Below are 21795 nucleotides of genomic sequence, written 5' to 3'. Positions count from 1 at the left end.
ACGTTTGCCGGGGGGAAAGTGGACTTTCCCCCCCCCCCCCCCCCGGCAGCCCGCATTCGCGCCCTTAAGCAATCGGCCTAAGGTAGACGCCGTTGCTCAGGTTCTGCTTGAGCTGGTTGCTCGTCTCATCGGCCAACACCTCTGGCTGATCATTGATGACGCCCTCCAGCACACGCTGGACGACATCGTGGGCCGAGGCCTCGTGTCATGTCCGTGTCCACGAAGGCGACATGCACGCCGACCACCAGCGGTAAAGGGACGGATTTATTTACCGAGGCAGCGGACAATATGAATCTGTCCCTCTGTTTTGCTTCTTAGGTTTTGGAGCCGTGAAGAAGAAAAACACGGCTACCCAACGGTATATCTGTCTTCTGAATGTCACCCGCTATGCTAAACGGGTCGTGAAGACGTTGCTTGCCCCCACGAACCCACATCAGATTTTGTAGGGTGGTTTCGATTCTGTCCCCCATTGGTGTTTCAATAACAAGTGCCACGCTTGAACGTACCGGGTGCGGAAAGTCATGAGGGATGCCAGGGCAAATCACGCAACCGACACCATTGACTTCGAAGATTTCTTCAACTTCGCAGATCAAATGCATGTAATGAAGACCTACGTGAGGGGACTCCATATCCTAACCTATCGTTCGCCTGGCCGATTCAGGGGTTTTGAGGTCGTCAGCTTTCGGCCAGAAGCGAACAGTGAAGTCCCTAACCTGATGCACCTGCCATCTTGACTCGCGGATGAACAGGAATAGCCACGTTATGAAAATTGTTGGTAAGCGGATGTTAAACACACCTTGCGAATCTTTCGTCCTCTCCGGTTTCGATGACAGCTTGCTTCGCTTATGCTTCCCGACTCACGCGTAAGGATTGGGGTAGGTGTGACGGCATGGAAGCAGATAAATCTTGTCCTGTAGTTCTGCGAGTCCGCGAAACGCTTGAAATCTTAGCGTTCGAGCATCCATTAGCAGGCTTTCAGCTGGTCAAAGGCAGTGTCGAGCCAGGTGAGTCAGCCGACCTGGCTGCGGTTCGAGAGCTGAAAGAAGAAGCAGGGATTCATTCGACAGTTGGGCGACATTTGGGGGAGCGGCGCTCCATCGTAACTGGACAAACATGGGCATTTCATGAATGTCATGTTGCCCAAGACCTTCCAGATACTTGGGTGCATTTTGCAGAAGATGATGGAGGCCATGAATTCAGATTCTTTTGGCATCCTCTCGTGAGCGAGCCCTCTGAGAGTTGGCATCAGGTTTTCAGGGATGCTTTGAGCTTTCTTCGGAAAAGGCTCACTGAAGCCTAAGTGCGCTTACAGCTTTTCCTGGGGTGGTCAGGCCGGCATCCACTACTGTGGTTCCAGCTCTGACCATAAAGGACTGCGTCTGATACCGGCCATCAACGTTCCGTAGTCTTCAAACTTGCTGACGTTTACTTCAACCTGACTCTTCCACGTCGCCTCACATTCTTCGCACACCCAAAGTGAGATTTTTCTAGAGCGGATAAGCATTGCTCGTATGTATCCTTGGTGGCATCTTTGGCGTTCGACCAGCATGTTAATAATCTCTAGTAGAACTCGGTGCAATCCAATCCCACCGGTTGTTCTTGGCCGGTCGTCGGCTACTGCCTGATGTTGAACATTCGGGAGATCAAGGCTGTAGCTTTTTGACCGTCAGCGTCATATAGACCAGTCAGCAATCTCTGATCCGTGAGCTTATGAAGGTTGAAAAAATTGTAGAAGGCTTGACCGAGCCTCTGTTGTTGGAAGGCGTCTTGATTCCATTGGATCAGAAACTCATCGTAAGCAGCTTTTTCGATTTCCAATGCTGCATGGCTTTCCATATGCACCTCCCGTGGCTATAAGCGATTTCAGAGCGTACCCAGCCGGTTTGGTTGGTGCAAGGAATGACGGCTGCTAACCCGAAACGGACATTGCCTGGATTTGAAGTTGACCGTCAATGAAACCGTATTGCAGCATGGCATTGAACATGTGGCGGCTCTGCGGCCGCTCTGTTGGATAGAAAGCTTATGAGTGATGCAAGCGTACCTTCGTACCCAACCGGAAGAAGCTCATGATCAGGGTGTTGCCGAAGAATGAGCTCGAGAAGCTTTCGATGAAAGCTGGCGCAGAGGGTTTAACCCTGGGTGATATTGCCGCCACTTGTGAGGAGTTTGATGTCACACCGCAAGATGTGCTGAACGAGCTGTCCGTTGCGGTTGCAGAAGGTTATCTACAGGGATCTTTGATCTACGATTTTTGCGATGACGTCATGAACGGGATCGTGAATGCCGTGGTTGAGGTGGGTATGACCAACGAAATGCCTCAGCCTGCATTCTCGCTTTATCAAGCGTTCGATCAAGGCGAGTGGATCCGTAGTAGCGACCCGCCTGAGACTGACCCCAGTGAGAAAAACACGAAGCCGTTGGTCCGAGAAATATTACGTGCCCTTAGAGGCTAGCTCTCACAAATTGAGAGTTTTCGCTCTTTGGCTGGAAGCAGGTGCGGATCGGGCGGCCGTTTTCAGCCTGCCTTGACTGATAGCGCTCGCCAGGCAGTCATTCGAACAACTCTCTCTCTGATCTGTAAGAGGTATCGACCGAGGTTATGACACTTGTGAAAGGGAATTTTATAAAGTTGACTCACGTCGATTCTACAAAGGCTTTGTACGTCGATTGGATAAATGTTCGTGATGCAGTGCCAGGAGATATTGCAGTCGTCAAAGAAACATTTAACACGGATTCCGGAATCATCGTCCGCCTATCATGCGAGCCTCGATCGGGCTTTCAAGAGTGGTGCGCCACCTTTCATGAAGCAGATCTGACCTACGAGTTATTGCTCATAAAATCAGGCCCAGATGATTAAGTTTAAAAGGCCGCTTGGGTTGCAGGCGGTCGTTCATAAACGTTTGTCTCTGACCGGTTTCTGCCGTCATGGCTGATAAATGCGCTGGCCAATCCGCCGTGTTTGGTCGATTGTTGGACCAGTTCTCATACGAGGTATTCGCGCTTTGCAGGTAGTCAGATGGTGATTCGCGATTTGTTCCATCCCCGGGGAGGCTTTCGATTTCCTCAAAAAGCCAGACTGATAGAGTGTTTACCAGGGGGAGGTGGGCTCCCCCCGGCAGCCCGCATTCGCGTCCTTAAGCAATCGGCCTAAGGTAGACGCCGTTGCTCAGGTTCTGCTTGAGTTGGTTGCTCGTCTCATCGGCCAACACCTCTGGCTGATCATTGATGACGCCCTCCAGCACACGCTGGACGACGTCGTGGGGCGAGGCCTTTGGCACGCCTTCGAGGCCTCGTGTCATGTCGGTGTCGACGAAGGCGACATGCACGCCGACCACCAGGGTGCCCTGGCTCGCCAGTTGCAAACGCAGGCCGTTGGTCAATGACCACACGGCGGCCTTGCTTGCCGAATACGTGACCGTGTTGGGCAGGTTGACCCAGCTCAGGGCCGAATGCATGTTGACGATCGCGCCGCCACCGTTCGCGGCCAGGATCGGTGCGAAGGCCAGGCTGGTGGCCAGCGGCGCGACGGCGTTGGTCTCGAACTCCTGGCGAAGGTTCTCCAGGCTGATGTTGGCTTTCGATTGGTTGCCGTGGATGCCAGCGTTGTTGATCAGCAGCGTCAGGTCTTGCACGCTCTCGACCGCCGCGGCGATGTCTTCAGGGCGCGTGACGTCGAGTTTCAGTGGTACCACGTTCGGTTGGGCTTCGACGGTGGCGGGGTCGCGGACCGCGGCATACACCTTGGTGGCGCCTGCTGCGAGAAGGGCCTGCACGTACGCCTTGCCCAAGCCACGATTGGCGCCGGTGACCAGGGCCACACTGCCTTTGATTTGCATGTTGAATCTCCAGGTGTTGACGAAAGAGAAAGCGAGGCATCAGCCCCGCAGGGGTTGTTTGACGAGGCTGCCTCGCAGGACGAACAGGACCAGGGCAATCAGGCACGCCGTGACCTGAATGCCTCCCAGTGCCGTGACCGGCGCAAAAGGCAGGACCGAGGCCAGCCAGGTGGTCAGTGCGGCGGCGGCCATGGAGACAAAGCCCAGCAGTGCCGACGCCATTCCGGCCTCCTTGCCGAAAGGCCCCATGGCGATGGCCGTGCCCAGCGGATTGGCCAGCCCCATGCCCCAAAGAAAGGTGATCATGGACAGGGCGTAGCCACCCAGGCTTGGATTGGCCGGGCCCACCAGCAGCAAGGCCCCGCCAGCCATGGCGCAGATGATTCCCAGCAATGCGATGATCGCCGCGCCATGGCGGTGAGCCAGGCGCGGCGCTGCCATGCCCGCCGCGAACACCACGAACACCGTGGAGGCGAAGTACAGGCCGGTCTGCAGCGACGTCAGGCCCAGGCCTTTCATCAGGATGGCCGGGGCCGCGGCGAACGAGGCGAACAGGCCGCTCATCAAAAGGCTCATGGAAACGGCCGGCAGGATGAAGCGCTTGTCCAGGGCCAGGCGCCGATAGGCGAGCAGCACGCTCCTGGCCGAATGCGGTGCCCGGCGGTCAGCGGGGTGGGTTTCGCCAAGGCCGCGGACATAGAAGAGGGCGAGGGCGATGCCTGCCAGCCCCACCAGGATGAAAATGGCGCGCCAGCCGAGGGTGTCGGTCAGCACACTGCCCGCCAGCGGCGAAAACCCCGGTGCGGCAGCCGTGGCGACCATGGTCAACGACAGCGCGCGGGCGAGGGTCTCGCCCTCGAACAGGTCGCGTGCAATCGCCCTGGACAGGACCGAGGTGGCGCACACGCCCAGCGCCTGGACCACGCGCCCGGCGATCATGACCTCCAGGGTCGGCGCGAAACCTGCGATGACGGTGCCGACGACAAAGACGCACAGCCCGCCCAACACCAGCTTCTGGCGCCCGTAACGGTCGGCGAGCGGGCCGACGATCAACTGGCCGAGCGCGAACGTGATGAAGAAGCTGGAGAGGGTCAGCCCCAGCTCGCGGGTGGTCACCCCGAGTTCGTCGCCGATGGCTGGAAATGCCGGCAGAATGATGTTGGTGGAGAGCATGCCGATGGCGGCCAGGCCTGCCAGCAGCGCCACGGTCCGCCCGGTCAGGGGCTGAAGTGCCTGGGTGGAGTCGCTTACGGAAGTCGTCATCCCTTTAAGCCTGTTGATCGAAGCGGTTGTGGTGAGCGACCAGGAGACAAAAATCAGCCAACAAGGTCGTTGTTATGTATGATGATCATCATATTTAGCGGCAAGCATGATGATCATCATGCAATCCGTCAAGCACAAAAACGGAGGTTTCCATGAGGTATTCCTCGGACCAGACAGCAGAGCGCTACGAGAGCATTGTTGAAGAAGCGTCTCGGCTGTTTCGTGCCAAGGGTGTTGCCGGGGCGAGCATTGCCGAGGTGATGAAGGCGTCAGGGCTGACCCATGGTGCGTTTTATGCGCACTTCGACTCGAAGGAAGTGTTGGCGTGCGCCAGCCTCGAACGGGCGATGGATCAGTTGGCGCAGAAGCTGCGCGAGACCTTGTCGAACAGTGACGTGCCCAAGCAAGCGTTCCTGGCCATGTACCTTGCCGAGTCGCACCGGGACCACCCGGAAACCGGCTGCGCCATGCCCGCGCTGGCGATTGACGTGGCGCGTGAGCCCGGCATGCGCCGCTCCTTTACTCAGCGGGTGGCGCGCATGGTCGAGACGTTGAAGTCCGGCCTGCCATGGCGGCCTGGTCGCTCGAGGGAAGACCAAGCCACCAGCTTTGTCGCCTCGATAGTGGGGGCGATGGTGCTGGCCCGAGCGGTCGACGATCAGGCATTTTCCGCACGCATCCTGCGGGCGACCCATGAAGAACTGCTCGCCGCTGATCGGCAGGCGCAGGAGCCCACAACATCGGCGCCAGTCGAGGAAAGCAGTGATGCTTACAAGCAACCTGTCGCAACAATATCTAGCAAGCTAGATAATGTTGAGCGACAGGCGTCAGCAACCGGACTCGACGCCCATCTGTCGTTCGCCTTGTACAGCGCTTCGAATCGGATGATGCGCCTTCACAAGCCCTTGCTGGATCCCTTGGGCCTGACGTTCCCGCAGTACCTGGCGATGCTGGAGCTGTTCAATGACGCCCCCAGGACCGTGGGCGACCTCGGCGCCAGGCTCGGCATGGACACCGGAACCATCACCCCCTTGCTCAAGCGCTTGGAGGCGTCGGGCAGGGTGACACGCACGCGGGACAAGGACGATGAGCGTCGAGTGCTGATTGCGCTGACCGATGCCGGCGAGGCCTTGCGCGAAGAGCTCCTGGCGGTCGGCCAGGCGATCGAGGCGGCTTGGCCGCTCAATTGGGAGGCGCGACAAGCGCTGGCGGCGTTTGCGCGAGGGGCGGGCGAATAGCATCCCAGGCTATAGGGCCGGGCGCCGTGAAGGGCGCCCGGCCCTTGATCACATCGCCTCGGCCTCGGTCAGCCCCTGGTCTTCACCGAGGAACCCGCCACTCTGGTGCTGCCACAGCCGGGCGTAGGTGCCGTTCCTGGCGAGCAGTTCGGCATGGGTGCCTTGCTCGATGATGCGTCCGTCATCCATGACGATGAGGCGGTCCATGGCCGCGATTGTCGAGAGGCGGTGAGCGATGGCGATGACGGTCTTGCCTTCCATCATTTCATCGAGACTTTCCTGGATGGCGACTTCGACTTCCGAGTCGAGGGCGCTGGTGGCTTCGTCCAGCAACAGGATCGGCGCGTTCTTGAGCATCACCCGGGCGATGGCAATGCGTTGGCGCTGGCCACCGGAAAGCTTGATGCCACGTTCGCCCACCAAGGTGTCGTAGCCGGTGTGGCCCTGGCGGTCGCTCAGTTGTTGGATGAACCCGTCGGCCTGGGCGTTCACCGCGGCCTGGTGGATCTGTTCGTCGGTCGCGTCCGGGCGGCCATAGGCGATGTTGTCACGGATGGAGCGGTGCAGCAGGGACGTGTCCTGGGTGACCATGCCGATGGCGCTGCGCAGGCTGTCCTGGGTCACCTTGGCGATGTTTTGCCCGTCGATGCGAATCTCGCCGCTGTCCACGTCGTAGAAGCGCAGCAGCAGGTTGATCAGCGTCGACTTGCCGGCACCGGAGCGGCCCACCAGACCGATCTTCTCGCCCGGGCGGATACTCAGGCTCAAGCCATCGAGCACCTGACGCTCGCCGCTGTAGTTGAAGCTCACGTTGTCGAACGTGACCGCGCCGCCAGCAGGGACCAGCACGCTGGCGTCAGGCGCGTCCTGGACCTTGGGCCCCCGGGTGAGGGTTTCCATGCCGTCCTGCACGGTGCCGATGCTTTCGAACAGCGAGGTCATCTGCCACATGATCCAATGCGACATGCCATTGATCCGCAGTGCCATGGCCGTGATCGCCGCCACCGCGCCGGTGCCGACTTCACCTTGGTGCCACAGCCACAAGGCATAGCCGCCCGCGCCGATGATCAGCGCCACCACCAGGGCCTGGTTGACGATCTCGAACTGGCTGACCAGGCGCATCTGACGAAAGCCCGTCTGCTTGAAATCTTCCATCGCCGCCCGCGCGAAGTGCGCCTCACGCTTGGAGTGGGAGAACAGCTTCACGGTGGTGATGTTGGTGTAGGCGTCCGAGATGCGCCCGGTCATCGACGAACGTGCGTGAGCCTGTTCCTGGCCGACCTGTCCCAGGCGCGGCACGAAATACAGCATGGCGAGCCCGAACAGCACGATCCAGGCAATGAACGGCAGCATCAGTTTCAGGGCGAAACCGCCGGCCAGGGCAATGATCGCAATGAAGTACACGCCAATCCCGGGGGCGATCTCGATGACGGTGAACAACACTTCGCGCACCGCCAGCGCCGTCTGCATCACCTTGGTCGTGACCCGACCGGAGAACTCATCGGAAAAGAACGAAAGGCTTTGCCGCAGCATCAGCCGGTGAAAGTCCCAGCGCAACCGCAGCGGCAGATTGATCGCCAGCACCTGGTGCTGGACCATGGTCCGCAACGCCACCAGCCCGATGCTGGTGATCAGTACGATGCCGATCCCCCATAGCACACGGCTCTCCTGGCCCTGTGCATCACCGCCGGCCTGCCAGGTCGAAAGCAGGTCCACGACCTGCCCGAGAAACGAGAACAGCCAGGCTTCGTAAATCGACACGCCGGCGCTCAACAGCGCGAACACAAGGATGTAACCGCGGGCACCCCGCGTGCAGGCCCACAGGAAACGGGTCAGGCCGACCGGGGGCGGGGGCGCTTCATCAGGTGGGAAAGGGTCGAGTCTTCGTTCGAACACACGAAGCATTGTGGCCTCCGAAAGGATCAAGTCGGGGGTGATTGTCCCATGTTACGTCTGCCTTGAGGGGCGTACGGCCCGATGTTCTGTGAGCCGGGCAGGCCGCGCCCATGTCCAGCCGCTTGAACGCCCCCTGCAAGTCATCTCTGACAACAGCATCGCGAGGAAGTCAGGCGCGCTTGCACGATTATTCTCTGACAGGGATCGACAACGTAGCCCGAAGGCCGCCCTCTGGCCGGTTGAGCAGTTCGATCCGTCCGCCCAAACGCGTTGCGATGGTGGCGACGATGGTCAGGCCAAGGCCCGCGCCTTGTGGACTGCCGCGGCTGTAGAACCGCTCGAACAATCGTGCTCGATCCGCCTCGTCGATGCCCGGTCCCTGGTCGTCGACGTTCAGTTGGTAGAAGTTGTCGACCCGGGTCAGTTGTACGGTGATCACGCCGTGTTCCGGGGAGAAATTGGCGGCGTTGGTGATCAGGTTGTTGAGGGCGATGTCGACAGTGGCCGCGTCGGCCAGGACATGGAACGGTTGGTCGCTGACGTCGAAGGCCAGTTCCAGGTGCTTGCTCAACAGCCACGGGGTGAGCTGCACCAGGCTGTTGCGCACGGTCTCGCTGAGGTCGATGTGCTCCAGCACGGGTGCGCCGGCCTTGGGTTCGAGGCGGGCCATGGTCAACAACTGGCTGACCAGGCGACTGGTGCGATCGACCCCGGCGATGAGGAACGCCAGGGACTCCCGTCGCTCCTGTTCGGTGCCGGCCTCCTGCAGGTTTTGCGCGTGCACCCGGAGCACCGCCAGCGGGGTGCGCATCTCGTGGGCGGCGTCGGCGATAAAGCGCCGCTCGCGCCCGAGCACTTCCTGTATCTGCGCGAGCATGCGGTTGAGCGCCGCCTGCATGGGTTCGAGCTCGCTGGGCAGCGGCGTCAGTTGCAGGGGTTCGAGGGAGCCGCTGTGGCGTGCGCGCAGGGTCGCCGCCATGTTCGCCAGCGGCTTGAGGCCCCAGCCGATGGCGAGCCAGACCATCGCTGCGAGCAGCAGGCTACCGATCGCGTTCGGCCACAGCGTGTGACGCACGATCCGGTCGACCAGATCCGCGCGCACGTCACCCCGTTCGCCGACCCAGATGCGCAGGCCGTTCTGTGGGTCTTCGAGGATGAAGGCGCGCCAGTGACGGCTGTTCAGGTCCACCACGTCGCTGAACCCAGGCTGGGTCGGCGGCGAGCGGAAGGAGGGCGCGCTGGCGGTGTGCACCAGGACGTCGCCTGCACGGTTCCATACCTGGAAGGCGATCTTGCGCTCGTAGGGATGGCCGTCGCCGCGCAACGGCGCGTCGGCCAATGCGTCGTTGAACGCCCGGTACAGGTCGGCATGCTGCTGCGCCGCCAACGGCATGCGCATCACCCCTTGCAGCAGCCGCGCGTTTTGCGCCAACTGCGCGTCATAGACTTCCGCGATTTCGTGGTTGCTGTCGTGCAGGTTGAACGCGCTGAGTACCGCGAGCCCTGCGAGCAGCAGGCCGATGATCAAGGTGAGGGTGCGGCGGCGGATCGACGTCATCGGCGTTCTTCCACCAGGTAGCCCACGCCACGGATGGTGCGGATCAGATCGGCCGAGAATTTCTTGCGCAGGTGATGGATGTGCACCTCCAGCGTGTTGCTTTCGGCTTCTTCACTCCAGCCGTAGAGCAGTTGCATCAGTTGGTCCCGGGTGATGACCCGGCCCGGCGGTGACAGCAATTCGTGCAGGAGCTGGTATTCCTTGGGCGTCAGGGCGACGGGCTGGCCGTGGTAGCTGGCTTGCTGCGTACTGGGGTTGAGGCTGATGCCGGCGTGCTCGATCAACGCCTGGGCCCGCCCGGCACTGCGTCGCAACAAGGCCCGCAAGCGGGCCTTGAGTTCGTTGAGGTCGAAAGGTTTGACCAGGTAATCGTCCGCGCCGGCATCCAGCCCGGCGATGCGATCCTCGGTGGCGTCGCGAGCGGTGAGGATCAACACCGGCAGGTTCGAGCCGGTATTGCGCAAGCGGCGCAACACGTCGAGGCCGTCCATGCGCGGCAACCCGAGGTCGAGCACGGCCAGGTCGAAGGTTTCGCTGAGCAATGAGTGCAGGGCGCTACCGCCATCCTTGAGCCAGTCCACGGTGTAGCCCTCGCGCCCCAGTGCCTGCTGAATGCCCTCGCCGAGGGCCACGTCATCCTCTATCAGTAATAAACGCACCTGGACTCCCATCAGTCGAGTTTTTTGTCCACGTCCACCATCAGCGCGGCAATCTCTTTGCGCCGCCCGGCATCGGCGCTTTCCCGGCCCGGACGGGGCGCGGCTTGCAGGGCTTTTTGCAGCGCCGCCCTGGCTTCAGCGTAGTGCTTTTGACGGTAAAGGTGATCGCCCCAGAAGTACAGGCTGTCGATTCCATCGGGGTTCAGTTGCAGCGATTGCTTGAGCAGTTGCTCGGCCTTGTCGCTGTCGCCAAAGCCGATCGGCCAGCCTGGGACCCGGTCATACAGCGCGGCGAGGCTGGTGTAGGCTGAGCCTTGCAGGGCCTTGGGGTCCAGGCTCAGGGATTTTTCCAGGTCGGCTCTGGCGTCCTTGGCCTTGCCCAACGCTCCGAGGCCGCCCTCGGCGCCGGCCCAACTGCTGGTGACGATGCCTTTCCAGATCCAGGCCTCAGCGACCGCCGGACGTTCGGCAGTGAAGCGTGTGGCTTGCGCCGCCAACTGCTCGAATGCGGCGGCGCGCTGTTTTTCCGGCATTTCGTATTGGATGTGCGCCCAGCTCTGCTGGATGCCATCGAGGCGTTGCTGATCGGCGGTGTCCATTGCCCAGGCACCTTGGCTGAGGGCGCCTAGCAACAGGCATGCGAGGATGTTTTTCATGGTTTTGGTGGCTCGTTCTCGGTTTTTTCACTGAGGCGGCGGATCAGCGGCAGTTGCTTGCGCAGGCCGCGGTCCACCAGGTTTGGCAGCAGACTGTTGAGGCGCACGAAGAAGCGCTCCGGCCAGCCCAGGTACACATCGCGGCGCTCCCCGGCGATGGCATGGGCCACCGCCGACGCCACGGCTTGTGGGTCGTCGACGCTGGCCTTGAGCGCATCGTTCAAGGCTTGCGCGGCGGCGCTGTTCATCGAGGTGCGGGTGGCGCGGGGCGCGACGTACAGGACACTGACCCGGGTATCCGCCAGTTCCCGGCGCAAGGCTTCGGAAAAACCGCGCAGGGCAAACTTGGTCGCGCAGTAGCTGGCATAACCGGGGTAGCCGATCGAGCCGTAAGTGGAGCCGACATTGACCACCATTGCGCTGTCCGCCTGCTTGAGCATGGGCAGCAGCCGTTTGGTCAGGCAGATCGGCGCACCGACGTTCACCGCCAGCATCCCCTGGATGTCACTGTCGTCGAGCTGTTCGAGCATGGCGAAGTGGTTGACCCCGGCCGCATTGATCAGCAGGTTGATGCCGCCCACGCTCTCGGCGGCAGCCAGCACCTTGCCCTGGTCGGCCGCCAACGTCAGGTCGGCGGCCACCCAACTGAGGTTCTGCGGATAGCGCTTGAGCAAGGCCAGCAGCGCGTCTTGGTGCCGCGCCACCGCCAGTACCCGCGCACCGGCCGCGCACAAGGTCTCGGTGATCGCCAGGCCGATGCCGCCGCTGGCGCCGGTCAGCACGACTCGCGCCTCATGCAGCTGCATGGTGTGCCTGCGCTTCACGGGGCAGGCCCCGGAACATGTCGGTGTAGAGTCGATAGACAACCTTCGAGGCATGCATCACCGCGGCCTGATCTTCCGGGTCTTCAAGCTTGTTCATCAGTCGGCGGTAGGTCTGCATGTGCTCGATGTCGAGCGAGCCGTGGGAGCTGAGGTAGCTGAAAGCGGTTTCCGGCAAGGCCAGGCGTTCGCGGATGCTGCCGGCGGCGTGGGTGGCCAGGGCGATGCTGGTGCCTTCGAGCACATTGACCATGCCGAACAATCCTACCGGGTTGCCTCGGGCGATGGTGTCATAGAGGAAGCTGGTCATCAGTTCGATCGACAGCGAAGGCTGGCCGTCTCGAACGGCGTCACGGTCCCCGCCACATGCGGCGATATCGTTGAGCACCCACTGTTCGTGGCCATATTCATCCTCGATGTACTCGCACACCGCCTTGCGCAGCCATTCCAGGCGTGTTGGCAGGCGCGCGCCGCACGCCATCATCAGCGGCACCGTGTGGCGCACGTGGTAGTAGGCCTGGGCCAGGAACGCGCGATAACTGTCCAGGCTGACCCGGCCTTGCAACGCATCGACGATGATCGGCAGGTTGAACAACTCGTGGCGTTCCTGTTGCGTGGCTTCTTGCAGGGTGTCGAAAAAACTCATGATGCAGGCTCCTCGGAAAGGGCGGATTCAGTCAGTTGGTTGCGATACAAAGCGACGATGGCGTCACGACGGGGACGCCCATTGGCGGTGAGCAAACCGTTGGCGGCGCTGAAGGGCTGGGGCAGGCGGGTCCAGCGGTGCACCTGGGCATAGCCGGGAAGTGCCTGGTTGGCTTCGGCGACGGCGGCGGCCAGTTGCTCGTCGCTGCAATCAGGGCGATGGGGCCAGAGCAAGGCATGGTTGAGTGGTTGGGCCTCGCCGTACACGAAGGCTTGGGCGATGTGGCGGCGCTGGGTCAGTTCGGACTCGATCCACTCTGGATTGACGTTGCGCCCGAAGCTGGTGACGAACTGATGCTTTTTGCGACCCTTGAGGTAAAGAAACCCTTCGGCGTCGAATTCACCCAGGTCGCCGCTCGGCCACCATTGTTCGGTGTGCAGCGGTTCGCCCAGGTAACCCAATAGGGTCGAGCCCTTGATCAGCACTTCACCGTCCTCGGCCAGGCGTACTTCAACATGGGGCAGGGGTTTGCCAACGCTGCCAGGCCGGTGAGCGCCGGGGCGGTTGAGGCACACCACCGAAGCGCATTCGGACAAGCCGTAGCCTTCGTAGACCGGCAGGCCGAGCCGCTGCGCGCGGTGCAGCAGGTCTTGCGCCACCCGAGCCCCGCCCACCGCGACAAAGCGCAGGTGACGCGGGTCGAACGCCTGTTGTTCGGCGGCGCTGACCAGCATCAACAGCAACTGGGGCACCAGGATCAGGCTCTGCGCCTTGCGGTCGGCGAGGTTGCTCAGCAGGCGCGGCACGTCCACGCCGCTGGCGCCCTGGATGCCCAGGGTTTTCTGGCTTGGCAGGCTCAACGTGGCTCCGGCGTAGAGGGCGGCGTAGCAGCCGAGATTCTCCAGCAGGATCGCCAGCGGCAGCAGTGCCACATGGTGCTGCGGCGCGCTGGGCAGGCTGGCCTGCTCCAGTTCCCTGGCCACCCGTAGCAGGCTGTCGGCGCTCAGGCAGACGCCTTTGGGCGTGCCGGTGGTGCCGGATGTAAAGGTCAACTTGGCGGTGCCGGCCGGCAGGCGCTGCCCACCCTCGAAGGTGCGACACCAGAATTCACCGCGCCGGGTGTAGCCAGCGGCGATTAATTCGTCCGCAAGCTCCGGCTCGGCAACGACCCGTGTCGCCTGGCTCTGCATCAAGCAATGGGCCCGCTGGGCCGGGCTGAAAAACGGCGGTAGCGTCACGCAGGCCACGCCTTCCCACAGCGCGGCCAGGTCCCACAGCATCGCCTCGATGCCATTGTCCAGCGCCAGGGCGATGACGTGCGCCTGTTCTTCGCGCAAGCGCTCCTGGCGATACAGCACCTGGGCGTACAGGGTCACGTAGTCGATCTTCTGGGTGTCGCCCCACAGCGCCACGGTGCCGTCGTTTCGTCCGGCATGGCTGCGCAAGGTTTCCTGGAAACGCTGCAGTTCAAGCGACATGGCAGGCACCTTCAATCGACGTGGGCAAACCGAGGCGAGTGAACAAGCCGATGTTGCGTAAATGAATGAACCCGGCACGGATGTTCCCCACGTGCACCCAGGGCTTGCTTTCGTAATAGCTGCCCCAGTGATGGCGCTCCTCGCCCAGGCGTTCGGGGTCGGCGGCGCACAGCGTCACCGGCTTGAGGCCCAGGCGGTGGAAGCTGTTGACCAGGCCGATGTTGCCGGTGAAAGTCACCCACTCCAGCCCACCCATGGCCAGCAGGTAGGTAATGGCGATGATGCACAGACGGGCGCTGCCGGTGTCACTGGCCGCGAGATTGCCGACCTCGACGATCACGCGACGGTCCACCGTACGGTCGGCGGCTGCGCTGACCAGCAGCTCGATCGGCGCTTGCAGGTAACGTTCGAGAAACAGCGGCTCAAGGTGCGCGCGGCGCAGGCCGGCCACCGCGCAGAGCTCGCCAGTGCCGTTGTGCACGCCCAACAACTGGGGCATGAACTGACGGATGTCGGCACCGTGGGCCTTGCGGAAACGCTGTTGGATAAACGCTTCGAATACGGCTCGCTGAGCGTCACCGTGCTCTGCACCGGACAGGCTCATCAGGGGTGTTTCAGCCTGGCCAAAGTGCAGGGGCAGGGGGATGTTCCAATCGGACTCGGGCATGGGCAGAACGCCTCCCTCAATGGATTTGAGCGAAGTATCCGTGCCGTTTCTTAACGAAGTCTGAAGGTGAAGAAGGGTTAATGACGGGGTGGGGTCGTGGATGACCAGGGGGAGGGATATGCTGGTCAATACTTATTCTTTTACTGAATAAGCATAAGAAAATATATTCCTTTGGCGCATTAACCATTCTGCTACATTGCGCTGACCGGACCGCCGGATATGTTTAACCTATTTAATGGTACGACTATGTCCGGCGCCCGACTCTTACAAACCAGCCTTGAGGTTCTGTCTCATGACGCAACCCAGGCCGCGATTTTCCTCTCTGGCAATACCTGCATCAGTCCTTGTGCCTCCATTGCCGTTCCATCCGTGACCGGCAAACCTCTGCCTTGTCAGGCTAACAGCGAAGCCAGCAGTGCAATCAGCGAAGGCTTGGCGTTTCTTCTTTACGCCATGTGAAGCATCGCTAAGGGATATCTCCCTGCCATCAGTCCAGCCGTTATCTCCAAGTATTGCCCTGGTTCATAAGGGCACGACTTGGCGCGTGAGCGACTGGATGCCTGACCTGAACACTCCTTATCGCGACTGACAACAATGCCAAACTACCTGGATGAAGCGCATCGCGCTGAAGTCGGCAAACTGACCATGACATTGGCCAGCCAGACTGAATGGCCCACCTGGCTATTGCTGGTTGGTTTCTACATGGCCTGGGCCGGCATTATCTTTTATGGGCAGGCACTTGGCGAAGTGTTCACCCTTGTTCTGCTGATTCCCCTGGTCGTGCTGTGGCTGTCTATTCAGCATGAACTGATTCACGGCCATCCAACCCGTTGGCCGGCCGTGAACAAGGCCCTCGGGTTCCTGCCGTTCGCGGTCTGGTACCCCTACGATATTTATAGAGACACGCATTTGGCGCATCACGACGACGCGATGCTGACGGTGCCTGGGCACGATCCAGAAAGTCGCTACGTCACACGCGCAGCCTGGTCACAGTCACCGGGCTATGTCAGAGCGTTGCTATGGGTGAACAAGACCGTGGGCGGCCGCTTGCTGATGGGCGCGCCTTTCGCGGTGATATCCCTTCTAAGTAGCGAAGTCAGAAGTTTGTTTAGCCCGGGGCGGAGCGCCGGGCGGATGTGGGTCGTGCACGTGCTCAGTGTCGTCATGGTGCTGAGCTGGGTTGAACGCTACAGCGCCATCAGCGCTGTGCAGTACCTGTTTCTAGTATCACTGCCGGCCTTGTCCATTTCGATGATCCGCTCATTTTACGAGCACCGGCCATCAGCGCTTCCAGAACACCGCACGGTTATCAATGAATCGTCGGGGCCGTTGAGTTGGCTGTTCCTGAACCTCAATCTTCATCTGGTACATCACGATCTGCCCGGCTTGCCCTGGTTTTATCTGCCACGGGTGTACTGGGCCAGGCGTAGCCAATGGATCGCTCGAAACAACGGCTATGTCATCCACGGTTACTTCCAATTACTGCACCGACATCTGGTCAATCCGGTGGATTGCCCACGTCATCCTGCCAGCCACTGAACTGACTGAAGCTAATCTGGGCGTCGGAAAATGATACGTTTTGAAGCCATCAATAAAACGCATAAAGGCAGCCTACGGATGGCCGTCAGCGATTTAACGCTGCATGTCCGCGAAGGGGAGATCTGCGTATTCGTCGGGCCCAGCGGGTGTGGCAAAACAACCATCCTGCGAATGATCAACAGGTTGGATAGCCAGGACAGTGGCCGTATCCGTGTCAATGGCGTGGCCACCGATGAGCTTGATGTCGTTACGCTTCGTCGCGGCATTGGCTTCATGATGCAGAGTTCGGCCTTGTTTCCTCACCAGACGGTTGCAGAGAACATCGGCGCCGTACCGCGGCTCTTGGGGTGGAGCAAGCCGGACATCCGCCAGCGCGTGAGTGAGCTCATTTCCCTGGTGGGGCTTCAGCCGGAGTTTCTCGATCGATACCCTAATCAGTTGTCGGGCGGTCAAAAGAGTCGGGTCGCCCTGGCGAGGGCATTGGCTTCGGACCCTCCGGTGGTATTGATGGACGAACCCTTTGCCGCACTTGATCCGGTGATACGCGAGCGCTTGCAGGACGAACTGGTTGCACTTCAGAGGCGTTTGCATAAAACCATCATCCTGGTGACCCATGACATGGAGGAGGCCATCAAGATTGGTGACCGGATTGCCATTTTCGAGGGCGAAGGGAAGCTGGTGCAGTTCGACACGCCGCACAATGTCCTGGCTCATCCTGCCAGTGACTTTGTGAGGAACTTCATCGGCAAGGACCCTCTGTTAAAAAGACTCTCGCTGATGAAAGTCTCCGATCTTCCAAACGACGACATCGCTTGCGAATTCAAACTCTTGCTGGATGACAAGTCCAATCCGTTGAAATGGGTCAGTGAATCGGATGTGCCTGTTCCCGAACTGACAACCGTGTCGAGCAATGACTCGTTGCACCATGCTCTGGTTAAAATTCTGACTGCTCCAATCGGTGTGGTTGTTCGAGTTGACGAAGAGGGTGGCTACGAAGGATGCCTCTCGATTGCCAGCCTTCACAGCGCCCTCAATCAGCGCCGCGTTGGAGGTGCGCCATGATGGATGGAGCCTGGGTGTTGGAAAACTGGCAACTGATCGGGCAGTTGTTAATTGATCATGTTCAACTGGTTAGTTTGGGGTTGATTGCTGGGTTGCTGTTAGCAAGTGTCATGGTGCTCCTGACATTGTGGAAACCGGGATTGGCGCGGCCGATGATTTATGTCAGTGGAGTACTTTTCACCATTCCATCCCTGGCACTGTTCATCCTGATCATGCCTTTTACCGGTTTGTCGAAGACAACGGCGGTGATTGGTTTGAGTCTGTACTCGTTGCTGATTGTGTTGCAGAACACCTTGGCGGGGCTGGCGAGTAACCCTCAGGAGGTGCTGGAAGAGGCAAGTGCGCTGGGGTATACGCGCCTGCAGCGGTTTTTCGGGATTGAACTTCCCCTGGCGTTGCCTTCGTTATTGGCTGGGCTGCGCACCACCTCGGTGACCCTGGTCGGACTGGTGACTGTTACCGCATTAATTGGTCAAGGCGGGCTGGGGCAACTCTTCATTACCGGGTTGGCGCAGAGTTTTACAACGCCGGTGGCGGTCAGCCTTATCCTGACGGTGATGTTGGCCTTATGTTTCGATTATCTGTTTTATTCAATCGATAAGTGGCTGGTGCCTTGGGTGCGCTGATGGACATGATCACAGATGTTTATCTTTGGTTTTCACTGTCGGAAAACTGGTCGGGTGAAAACGGAATACTGACTCGACTGGCGGAGCATATTTATTACGTGTCGTTGAGCCTCGCCATTGCTTGTGCGATAGCGTTGCCTCTCGGAGTACTCATGGCCAATTACCGCAAAGGTGCGCAGGTGGCCATAGGGGTGTTCAACATTGGGCGAGCATTGCCGTCGCTCGGGATTGTGATACTTGCAATCATGCTCATTGGCTATGAAACCAGTACGGTGATTATTGCGTTGGTCACCATGAGCATCCCGCCGATATTAACCAATACCTATGTGGGCATCGATCAAGTGGATTCGTCCCTCAGGCAGGCTGCTAGATCAATGGGGATGCGCAGGTGGCAGATGTTCATTCAACTCGAATTGCCGTTGGCATTTCCATTGATCTTTTCTGGATTCAGATCGGCCCTGGTGCAACTTATTGCTACGGCGACCATCGCCGCCTATGCCGGGTTCGGTGGACTTGGCAGGTTTTTGATCGACGGACTTGGCCGTAACGATACGCCGCAAATCATTGGTGGCGCCCTGGTGGTATCGGCCCTGGCGATCGCCAGCGAGTGGGTGTGCTCACGGATAGACACACTCATGCTTCAAAAATGGCGAGCAAATGATGTTGAACCGAGTGCTACATGATCATGGCATTTAAACGTGCCTATTAATTTTTGCAGAGGTGCAAATCAAAATGAACGACAAACACCGTTTGAAGGCTCGGTTACCGCGCGCCACTTCACTGTTGCTGGGATTGTGCGCGTTGCTCGGCAGCCTGTTTGCCAGTGCGCAATCCATTACCGTCGGCGGGGCCAACTTTTCCGAGCAGACCATTCTGGCCAACATCTATGCATCGGCCCTGAAAAATCAAGGGATTGACGTCAAGACCCGGCTCAACCTGGGGAATCGCCAGATCATCGCCAAGGCGTTGGAAAACGGCGATGTCGATGTCGTACCTGAATATATCGGATCGCTGCTGAGTTTCTATGACAGTAAGACGGCCCTCACCAGCCAAACGCAAATCGTCAGCGCCTTGCAGCAGAAGTTGCCGGCAGGCCTGCAATTGCTCGAATCCTCTTCGACAGGGTCCATTACCGCTTGGGCCGTGACCCAAAAGACCGCGCAAAAGTACAACTTGCGCACCTTGTCCGACCTGGCCCCTGTCTCAGGTGAACTCACCGTGGGTGGGCCACCGGAAGTCGCCACTTCCGCATTAGGCCTGCCCGGTTTGAAAGCGGTCTACGGCATCAACTTCAAGAGCGTCAAGTCGCTGGACATGGGCGGGCCCTTGTCGCGGCTGGCGTTGAATTCAGGCGCTATCGATGTCGCTACCGTCGTCTCCACGCAAGGCATCCTGGCCAAGGAACCTTGGGTGGTGCTTGAGGACGACAAGCATCAACAACCTCTGCAAAACATTACGCCGCTGGGACGCAGGGCGTTGCTGACCCCCGACGTCACCAGGGCGCTCAATGAGGTCTCGGCAAAGCTGACCGATGACGACCTCAAGCAACTCAACCGCCTCGTGGATATCGATCACAAGGACCCCGCCAAGGTAGCGGCGCAATGGGTCGCCGAACATACCAGCAAAACGACCCACTGAACGTGATATGGCGAGAGGCGCGGAGGCGTTATGTCCGATAACAGCATGATATTGAATCTGTTCTTTTTTAATCCCCAGGGGGACCATCGTTTTTCCTGGCGTCATCCGCTGTCACCGACCCATGAAGTGCTGACGTTGGGTTACTACGTCAAGTTGGTGCAGGCTGCCGAGGCAGCCAAGTTCGATGCGGTGTTTGTCGCCGACCACGTTGCGGTCTGGGATTCCGTGGCCAGCGGGCTGAGGCACTATGCAAATGCCCGGCTTGAACCCATTACGCTGTTGTCTGCGCTGGCTGCCGTTACCGAGCACATCGGACTGATGGGCACTGCGTCAACGTCCTACAACGAGCCGTTCAACCTCGCACGCTACTTCGCTTCACTGGACTATCTCAGTGGCGGGCGAGCCAGCTGGAATATCGTGACCTCCTGGTTGGAAGAAGAGGCTCGCAACTTTGGATTGTCGGACCTCACAAAACACGCTGACCGTTATCGTCGGGCCGAAGAGTTCATCCAGGTCGTCAAGCAACTTTGGGACTCCTGGGAGGAGGGGGCACTTGAGTTTGCCAAGGACACTGGCGATTTTTCCGATCCCTCGAAAATTCACCCGATCAACCATAAAGGCGTGCACTTCAACGTACGCGGGCCGCTTAATGTGCCACGTCCACCTCAAGGTTATCCGGTCCTGGCTCAGGCGGGGTCTTCCGAAGCAGGCAAGGATCTGGCCGCGGCCCATGCGGACGTGCATTTCTGCTTCATCCATTCGGTCGAAGAAGGCCTGGCATACAGGGCCGATCTGAATCACCGCCTGGAATCGAAGGGCAGGCATAGCCGCGACCTGAAAATCATTACCGGCGTGCTTCCGGTGGTTCTGGAGGATGAGACTGAGCAAGAACGGCGCCGACAACTGGAGGACAGCCTCATCATCGATGCTGTGGCGATTGATCTGGTCTCCAGCTACACCCGCCTCGACTTGACGGGGCTATCACCCGACGGACCTTTGCCCGCGTTGCCGGACGAATCCGGGTTTGATGGCATTCGAACTGAGCTGTCCCTCCTCAAGCAGTACGATGCATCCTTGTCTATCCGCGAAATAGGGCGCCGCCTGGTCAAGAGCTCCAGTACCTGGCTGTTGATTGGAACGGCGGAACAGATTGCCGATAAGCTTTGTGCGCTGTACGAGTCAAATGCCGTCGACGGCTACAATCTCATGTTCCCGTTTTTGCCGACGGACTTTGAAGCATTCGTGCGCGGCGTGGTGCCTTTGCTGCAAGCCAGAGGCGTTTTTCGCAAAGAGTACGCGCCCGGGACGCTGAGGGACCGTTTGGGCTTGGAAAAACCCGGCAACAGCTTCTTGTTGTGATCGGCAGCCAAGCTGCTCATCACGTCCACCACGGGATTGTCATATGACCAGCGATCTGTCCATGTACCTCGCGCCTGCCAGGGTTGTTCAGGCGCAGGAGGCCTGGCTGCAACGCGTCCTGGAGCTGCTGGGCGAACGCCGTGAGCAGAAACGGATCGTCGATCCTGCGTCCCAGTGGCTTGCCCCGGATCTCTTGTTATCCCAGACCTGTGGTTACCCATTCATCACGTCACTGCGCGCAAACGTGAGGCTGGTGGGGCGCCCCAGTTATGCGCTGGCTCATAGCTCGGGCGGCGATCATTGCAGCCTGCTGCTCTGCAGGGCGGATTCGACGGTGACTGATCTGGTCGGTTTCCAGGGCAGCCATGGGCTGATCAACGCCCAGGATTCCAACTCGGGAATGAATCTACTGCGCCACACGCTGGCGGGGATCAGCGACCACGGGTTCTTTTCCAAAATGACGCTCACAGGGTCGCACAGGGAAAGCATGCGAAGGCTGAAGGACCACGACGGTGATCTGGCCTCCGTCGACAGCGTCACCTACGACTACCTTGCCCGAGATAACAGTGACGAGATAAACGGCTTGAAGATCCTGGCGCAAAGCGTGCGCAGCCCCTGCCTGCCTTACATCACCTCGATTCGTCGGACGGCGACAGACGCAGATTCAATCAGGGCCGCAATGAACGAGGCGCTGAAACAGCTTCCCGAGGTTTCCCGAACGCTGGCCCTCACGGAGGTCCTGCCAGCCAGTGAGGCGGACTACGAGTGTCTCCTGGCGTATGAACGCCATGCGACCCGTCGCAGTTTTTCGTTTGTGTCGTCCTGAGCGGTGAGGGGCCTGGAATGGTCGCCC

General features: G+C 59.8%; 22 protein-coding genes. 10 read left to right on the top strand and 12 right to left on the bottom strand.

The window, feature by feature from the left end; all coding sequences use genetic code 11:
* Positions 1-314: 314 nt before the first annotated feature.
* A complete protein-coding gene (locus tag V3H56_RS14305) occupies positions 315-599 on the bottom strand; it encodes a hypothetical protein (RefSeq protein WP_338473489.1) in 285 nt (94 codons plus the stop codon).
* Between the two features lie 290 nt (positions 600-889).
* Between V3H56_RS14305 and V3H56_RS14300 the strand changes: the two genes are divergently transcribed.
* Positions 890-1300 carry an NUDIX domain-containing protein gene (locus tag V3H56_RS14300; protein WP_123579082.1) on the top strand — a complete coding sequence of 137 codons (411 nt, stop codon included), beginning with the start codon at positions 890-892 and terminating at the stop codon, positions 1298-1300.
* Positions 1301-1614: 314 nt separating this feature from the next.
* Here V3H56_RS14300 and V3H56_RS14295 read toward each other — a convergent pair whose 3' ends face one another.
* Positions 1615-1836: a hypothetical protein gene (locus tag V3H56_RS14295; protein WP_338473488.1), complete on the bottom strand. Its 222-nt coding sequence runs from the start codon at positions 1834-1836 to the stop codon at positions 1615-1617.
* Positions 1837-2066: 230 nt separating this feature from the next.
* On the opposite strand from V3H56_RS14295, the gene V3H56_RS14290 reads away from it, so the two are divergent.
* A complete protein-coding gene (locus V3H56_RS14290) occupies positions 2067-2453 on the top strand; it encodes a hypothetical protein (protein ID WP_338473487.1) in 387 nt (128 codons plus the stop codon).
* Between the two features lie 681 nt (positions 2454-3134).
* Here V3H56_RS14290 and V3H56_RS14285 read toward each other — a convergent pair.
* Both V3H56_RS14285 and V3H56_RS14280 read right to left on the bottom strand, forming a co-directional pair.
* Positions 3135-3836 carry an SDR family oxidoreductase gene (locus V3H56_RS14285; RefSeq protein ID WP_338473486.1) on the bottom strand — a complete coding sequence of 234 codons (702 nt, stop codon included), beginning with the start codon at positions 3834-3836 and terminating at the stop codon, positions 3135-3137.
* A 39-nt stretch (positions 3837-3875) separates the two neighbouring features.
* Positions 3876-5099 carry a multidrug effflux MFS transporter gene (locus V3H56_RS14280; RefSeq protein WP_212802596.1) on the bottom strand — a complete coding sequence of 408 codons (1224 nt, stop codon included), beginning with the start codon at positions 5097-5099 and terminating at the stop codon, positions 3876-3878.
* Positions 5100-5251: 152 nt separating this feature from the next.
* Between V3H56_RS14280 and V3H56_RS14275 the strand changes: the two genes are divergently transcribed.
* Positions 5252-6337: a MarR family transcriptional regulator gene (locus V3H56_RS14275; protein ID WP_338473485.1), complete on the top strand. Its 1086-nt coding sequence runs from the start codon at positions 5252-5254 to the stop codon at positions 6335-6337.
* A 48-nt stretch (positions 6338-6385) separates the two neighbouring features.
* Here the strand turns inward: V3H56_RS14275 and V3H56_RS14270 are convergent, their stop codons facing one another.
* The 8 genes from V3H56_RS14270 to V3H56_RS14235 form a co-directional block, all read right to left on the bottom strand.
* Positions 6386-8242, bottom strand: a complete 1857-nt coding sequence (locus tag V3H56_RS14270; RefSeq protein ID WP_338473484.1) for an ABC transporter ATP-binding protein — start codon at positions 8240-8242, stop codon at positions 6386-6388.
* Between the two features lie 178 nt (positions 8243-8420).
* Positions 8421-9791 (bottom strand): ATP-binding protein, encoded by a 1371-nt coding sequence (locus V3H56_RS14265; RefSeq protein ID WP_047738695.1) that lies wholly within the window; start codon positions 9789-9791, stop codon positions 8421-8423.
* Positions 9788-10450 (bottom strand): response regulator, encoded by a 663-nt coding sequence (locus V3H56_RS14260; RefSeq protein WP_042732275.1) that lies wholly within the window; start codon positions 10448-10450, stop codon positions 9788-9790. Before V3H56_RS14260 ends, V3H56_RS14265 begins: the two co-directional genes overlap by 4 nt.
* An 11-nt stretch (positions 10451-10461) precedes the next feature.
* Entirely contained in the window at positions 10462-11106 is a 645-nt protein-coding gene (locus tag V3H56_RS14255; protein WP_053144681.1) for a tetratricopeptide repeat protein, read from the bottom strand.
* Complete coding sequence (locus V3H56_RS14250; protein ID WP_047738691.1) at positions 11103-11912, bottom strand: SDR family oxidoreductase; 810 nt, start codon at positions 11910-11912, stop codon at positions 11103-11105. The genes V3H56_RS14255 and V3H56_RS14250 overlap by 4 nt, the downstream gene beginning before the upstream one ends.
* Positions 11899-12573: an iron-containing redox enzyme family protein gene (locus tag V3H56_RS14245; protein ID WP_047738690.1), complete on the bottom strand. Its 675-nt coding sequence runs from the start codon at positions 12571-12573 to the stop codon at positions 11899-11901. The genes V3H56_RS14250 and V3H56_RS14245 overlap by 14 nt, the downstream gene beginning before the upstream one ends.
* On the bottom strand, positions 12570-14051 hold the full coding sequence (locus V3H56_RS14240) for an AMP-binding protein (RefSeq protein WP_047738688.1): 1482 nt from the start codon (positions 14049-14051) through the stop codon (positions 12570-12572). Before V3H56_RS14240 ends, V3H56_RS14245 begins: the two co-directional genes overlap by 4 nt.
* On the bottom strand, positions 14041-14718 hold the full coding sequence (locus V3H56_RS14235; protein WP_047738686.1) for a thermostable hemolysin: 678 nt from the start codon (positions 14716-14718) through the stop codon (positions 14041-14043). Before V3H56_RS14235 ends, V3H56_RS14240 begins: the two co-directional genes overlap by 11 nt.
* Positions 14719-15312: 594 nt before the next feature.
* Between V3H56_RS14235 and V3H56_RS14230 the strand changes: the two genes are divergently transcribed.
* Genes V3H56_RS14230 through V3H56_RS14200 form a run of 7 tightly spaced genes read left to right on the top strand, consistent with a single transcriptional unit; the run spans position 15313 to position 21768 of the window.
* A complete protein-coding gene (locus V3H56_RS14230) occupies positions 15313-16257 on the top strand; it encodes a fatty acid desaturase (RefSeq protein WP_338473483.1) in 945 nt (314 codons plus the stop codon).
* Positions 16258-16287: 30 nt separating this feature from the next.
* On the top strand, positions 16288-17319 hold the full coding sequence (locus V3H56_RS14225; protein WP_338473482.1) for an ABC transporter ATP-binding protein: 1032 nt from the start codon (positions 16288-16290) through the stop codon (positions 17317-17319).
* A complete protein-coding gene (locus V3H56_RS14220; protein ID WP_338473481.1) occupies positions 17316-17945 on the top strand; it encodes an ABC transporter permease subunit in 630 nt (209 codons plus the stop codon). Before V3H56_RS14225 ends, V3H56_RS14220 begins: the two co-directional genes overlap by 4 nt.
* Positions 17945-18628, top strand: coding sequence for an ABC transporter permease (locus tag V3H56_RS14215; RefSeq protein WP_338473480.1), 684 nt, complete (start codon positions 17945-17947; stop codon positions 18626-18628). The genes V3H56_RS14220 and V3H56_RS14215 overlap by 1 nt, the downstream gene beginning before the upstream one ends.
* Positions 18629-18677: 49 nt before the next feature.
* On the top strand, positions 18678-19583 hold the full coding sequence (locus V3H56_RS14210; protein WP_338473479.1) for an ABC transporter substrate-binding protein: 906 nt from the start codon (positions 18678-18680) through the stop codon (positions 19581-19583).
* Positions 19584-19613: 30 nt separating this feature from the next.
* The gene (locus V3H56_RS14205) at positions 19614-20942 is read left to right on the top strand and encodes an LLM class flavin-dependent oxidoreductase (protein ID WP_338473478.1); all 1329 of its coding nucleotides are present in this window, start codon (positions 19614-19616) and stop codon (positions 20940-20942) included.
* Between the two features lie 43 nt (positions 20943-20985).
* A complete protein-coding gene (locus tag V3H56_RS14200) occupies positions 20986-21768 on the top strand; it encodes a PhnD/SsuA/transferrin family substrate-binding protein (RefSeq protein ID WP_338473477.1) in 783 nt (260 codons plus the stop codon).
* Positions 21769-21795: the final 27 nt, after the last annotated feature.

The sequence above is a fragment of the Pseudomonas sp. MS646 genome (assembly GCF_036693845.1).
GTDB lineage: Bacteria > Pseudomonadota > Gammaproteobacteria > Pseudomonadales > Pseudomonadaceae > Aquipseudomonas > Aquipseudomonas chlororaphis_E.
This window is presented reverse-complemented; position numbering and strand designations above follow the sequence as displayed.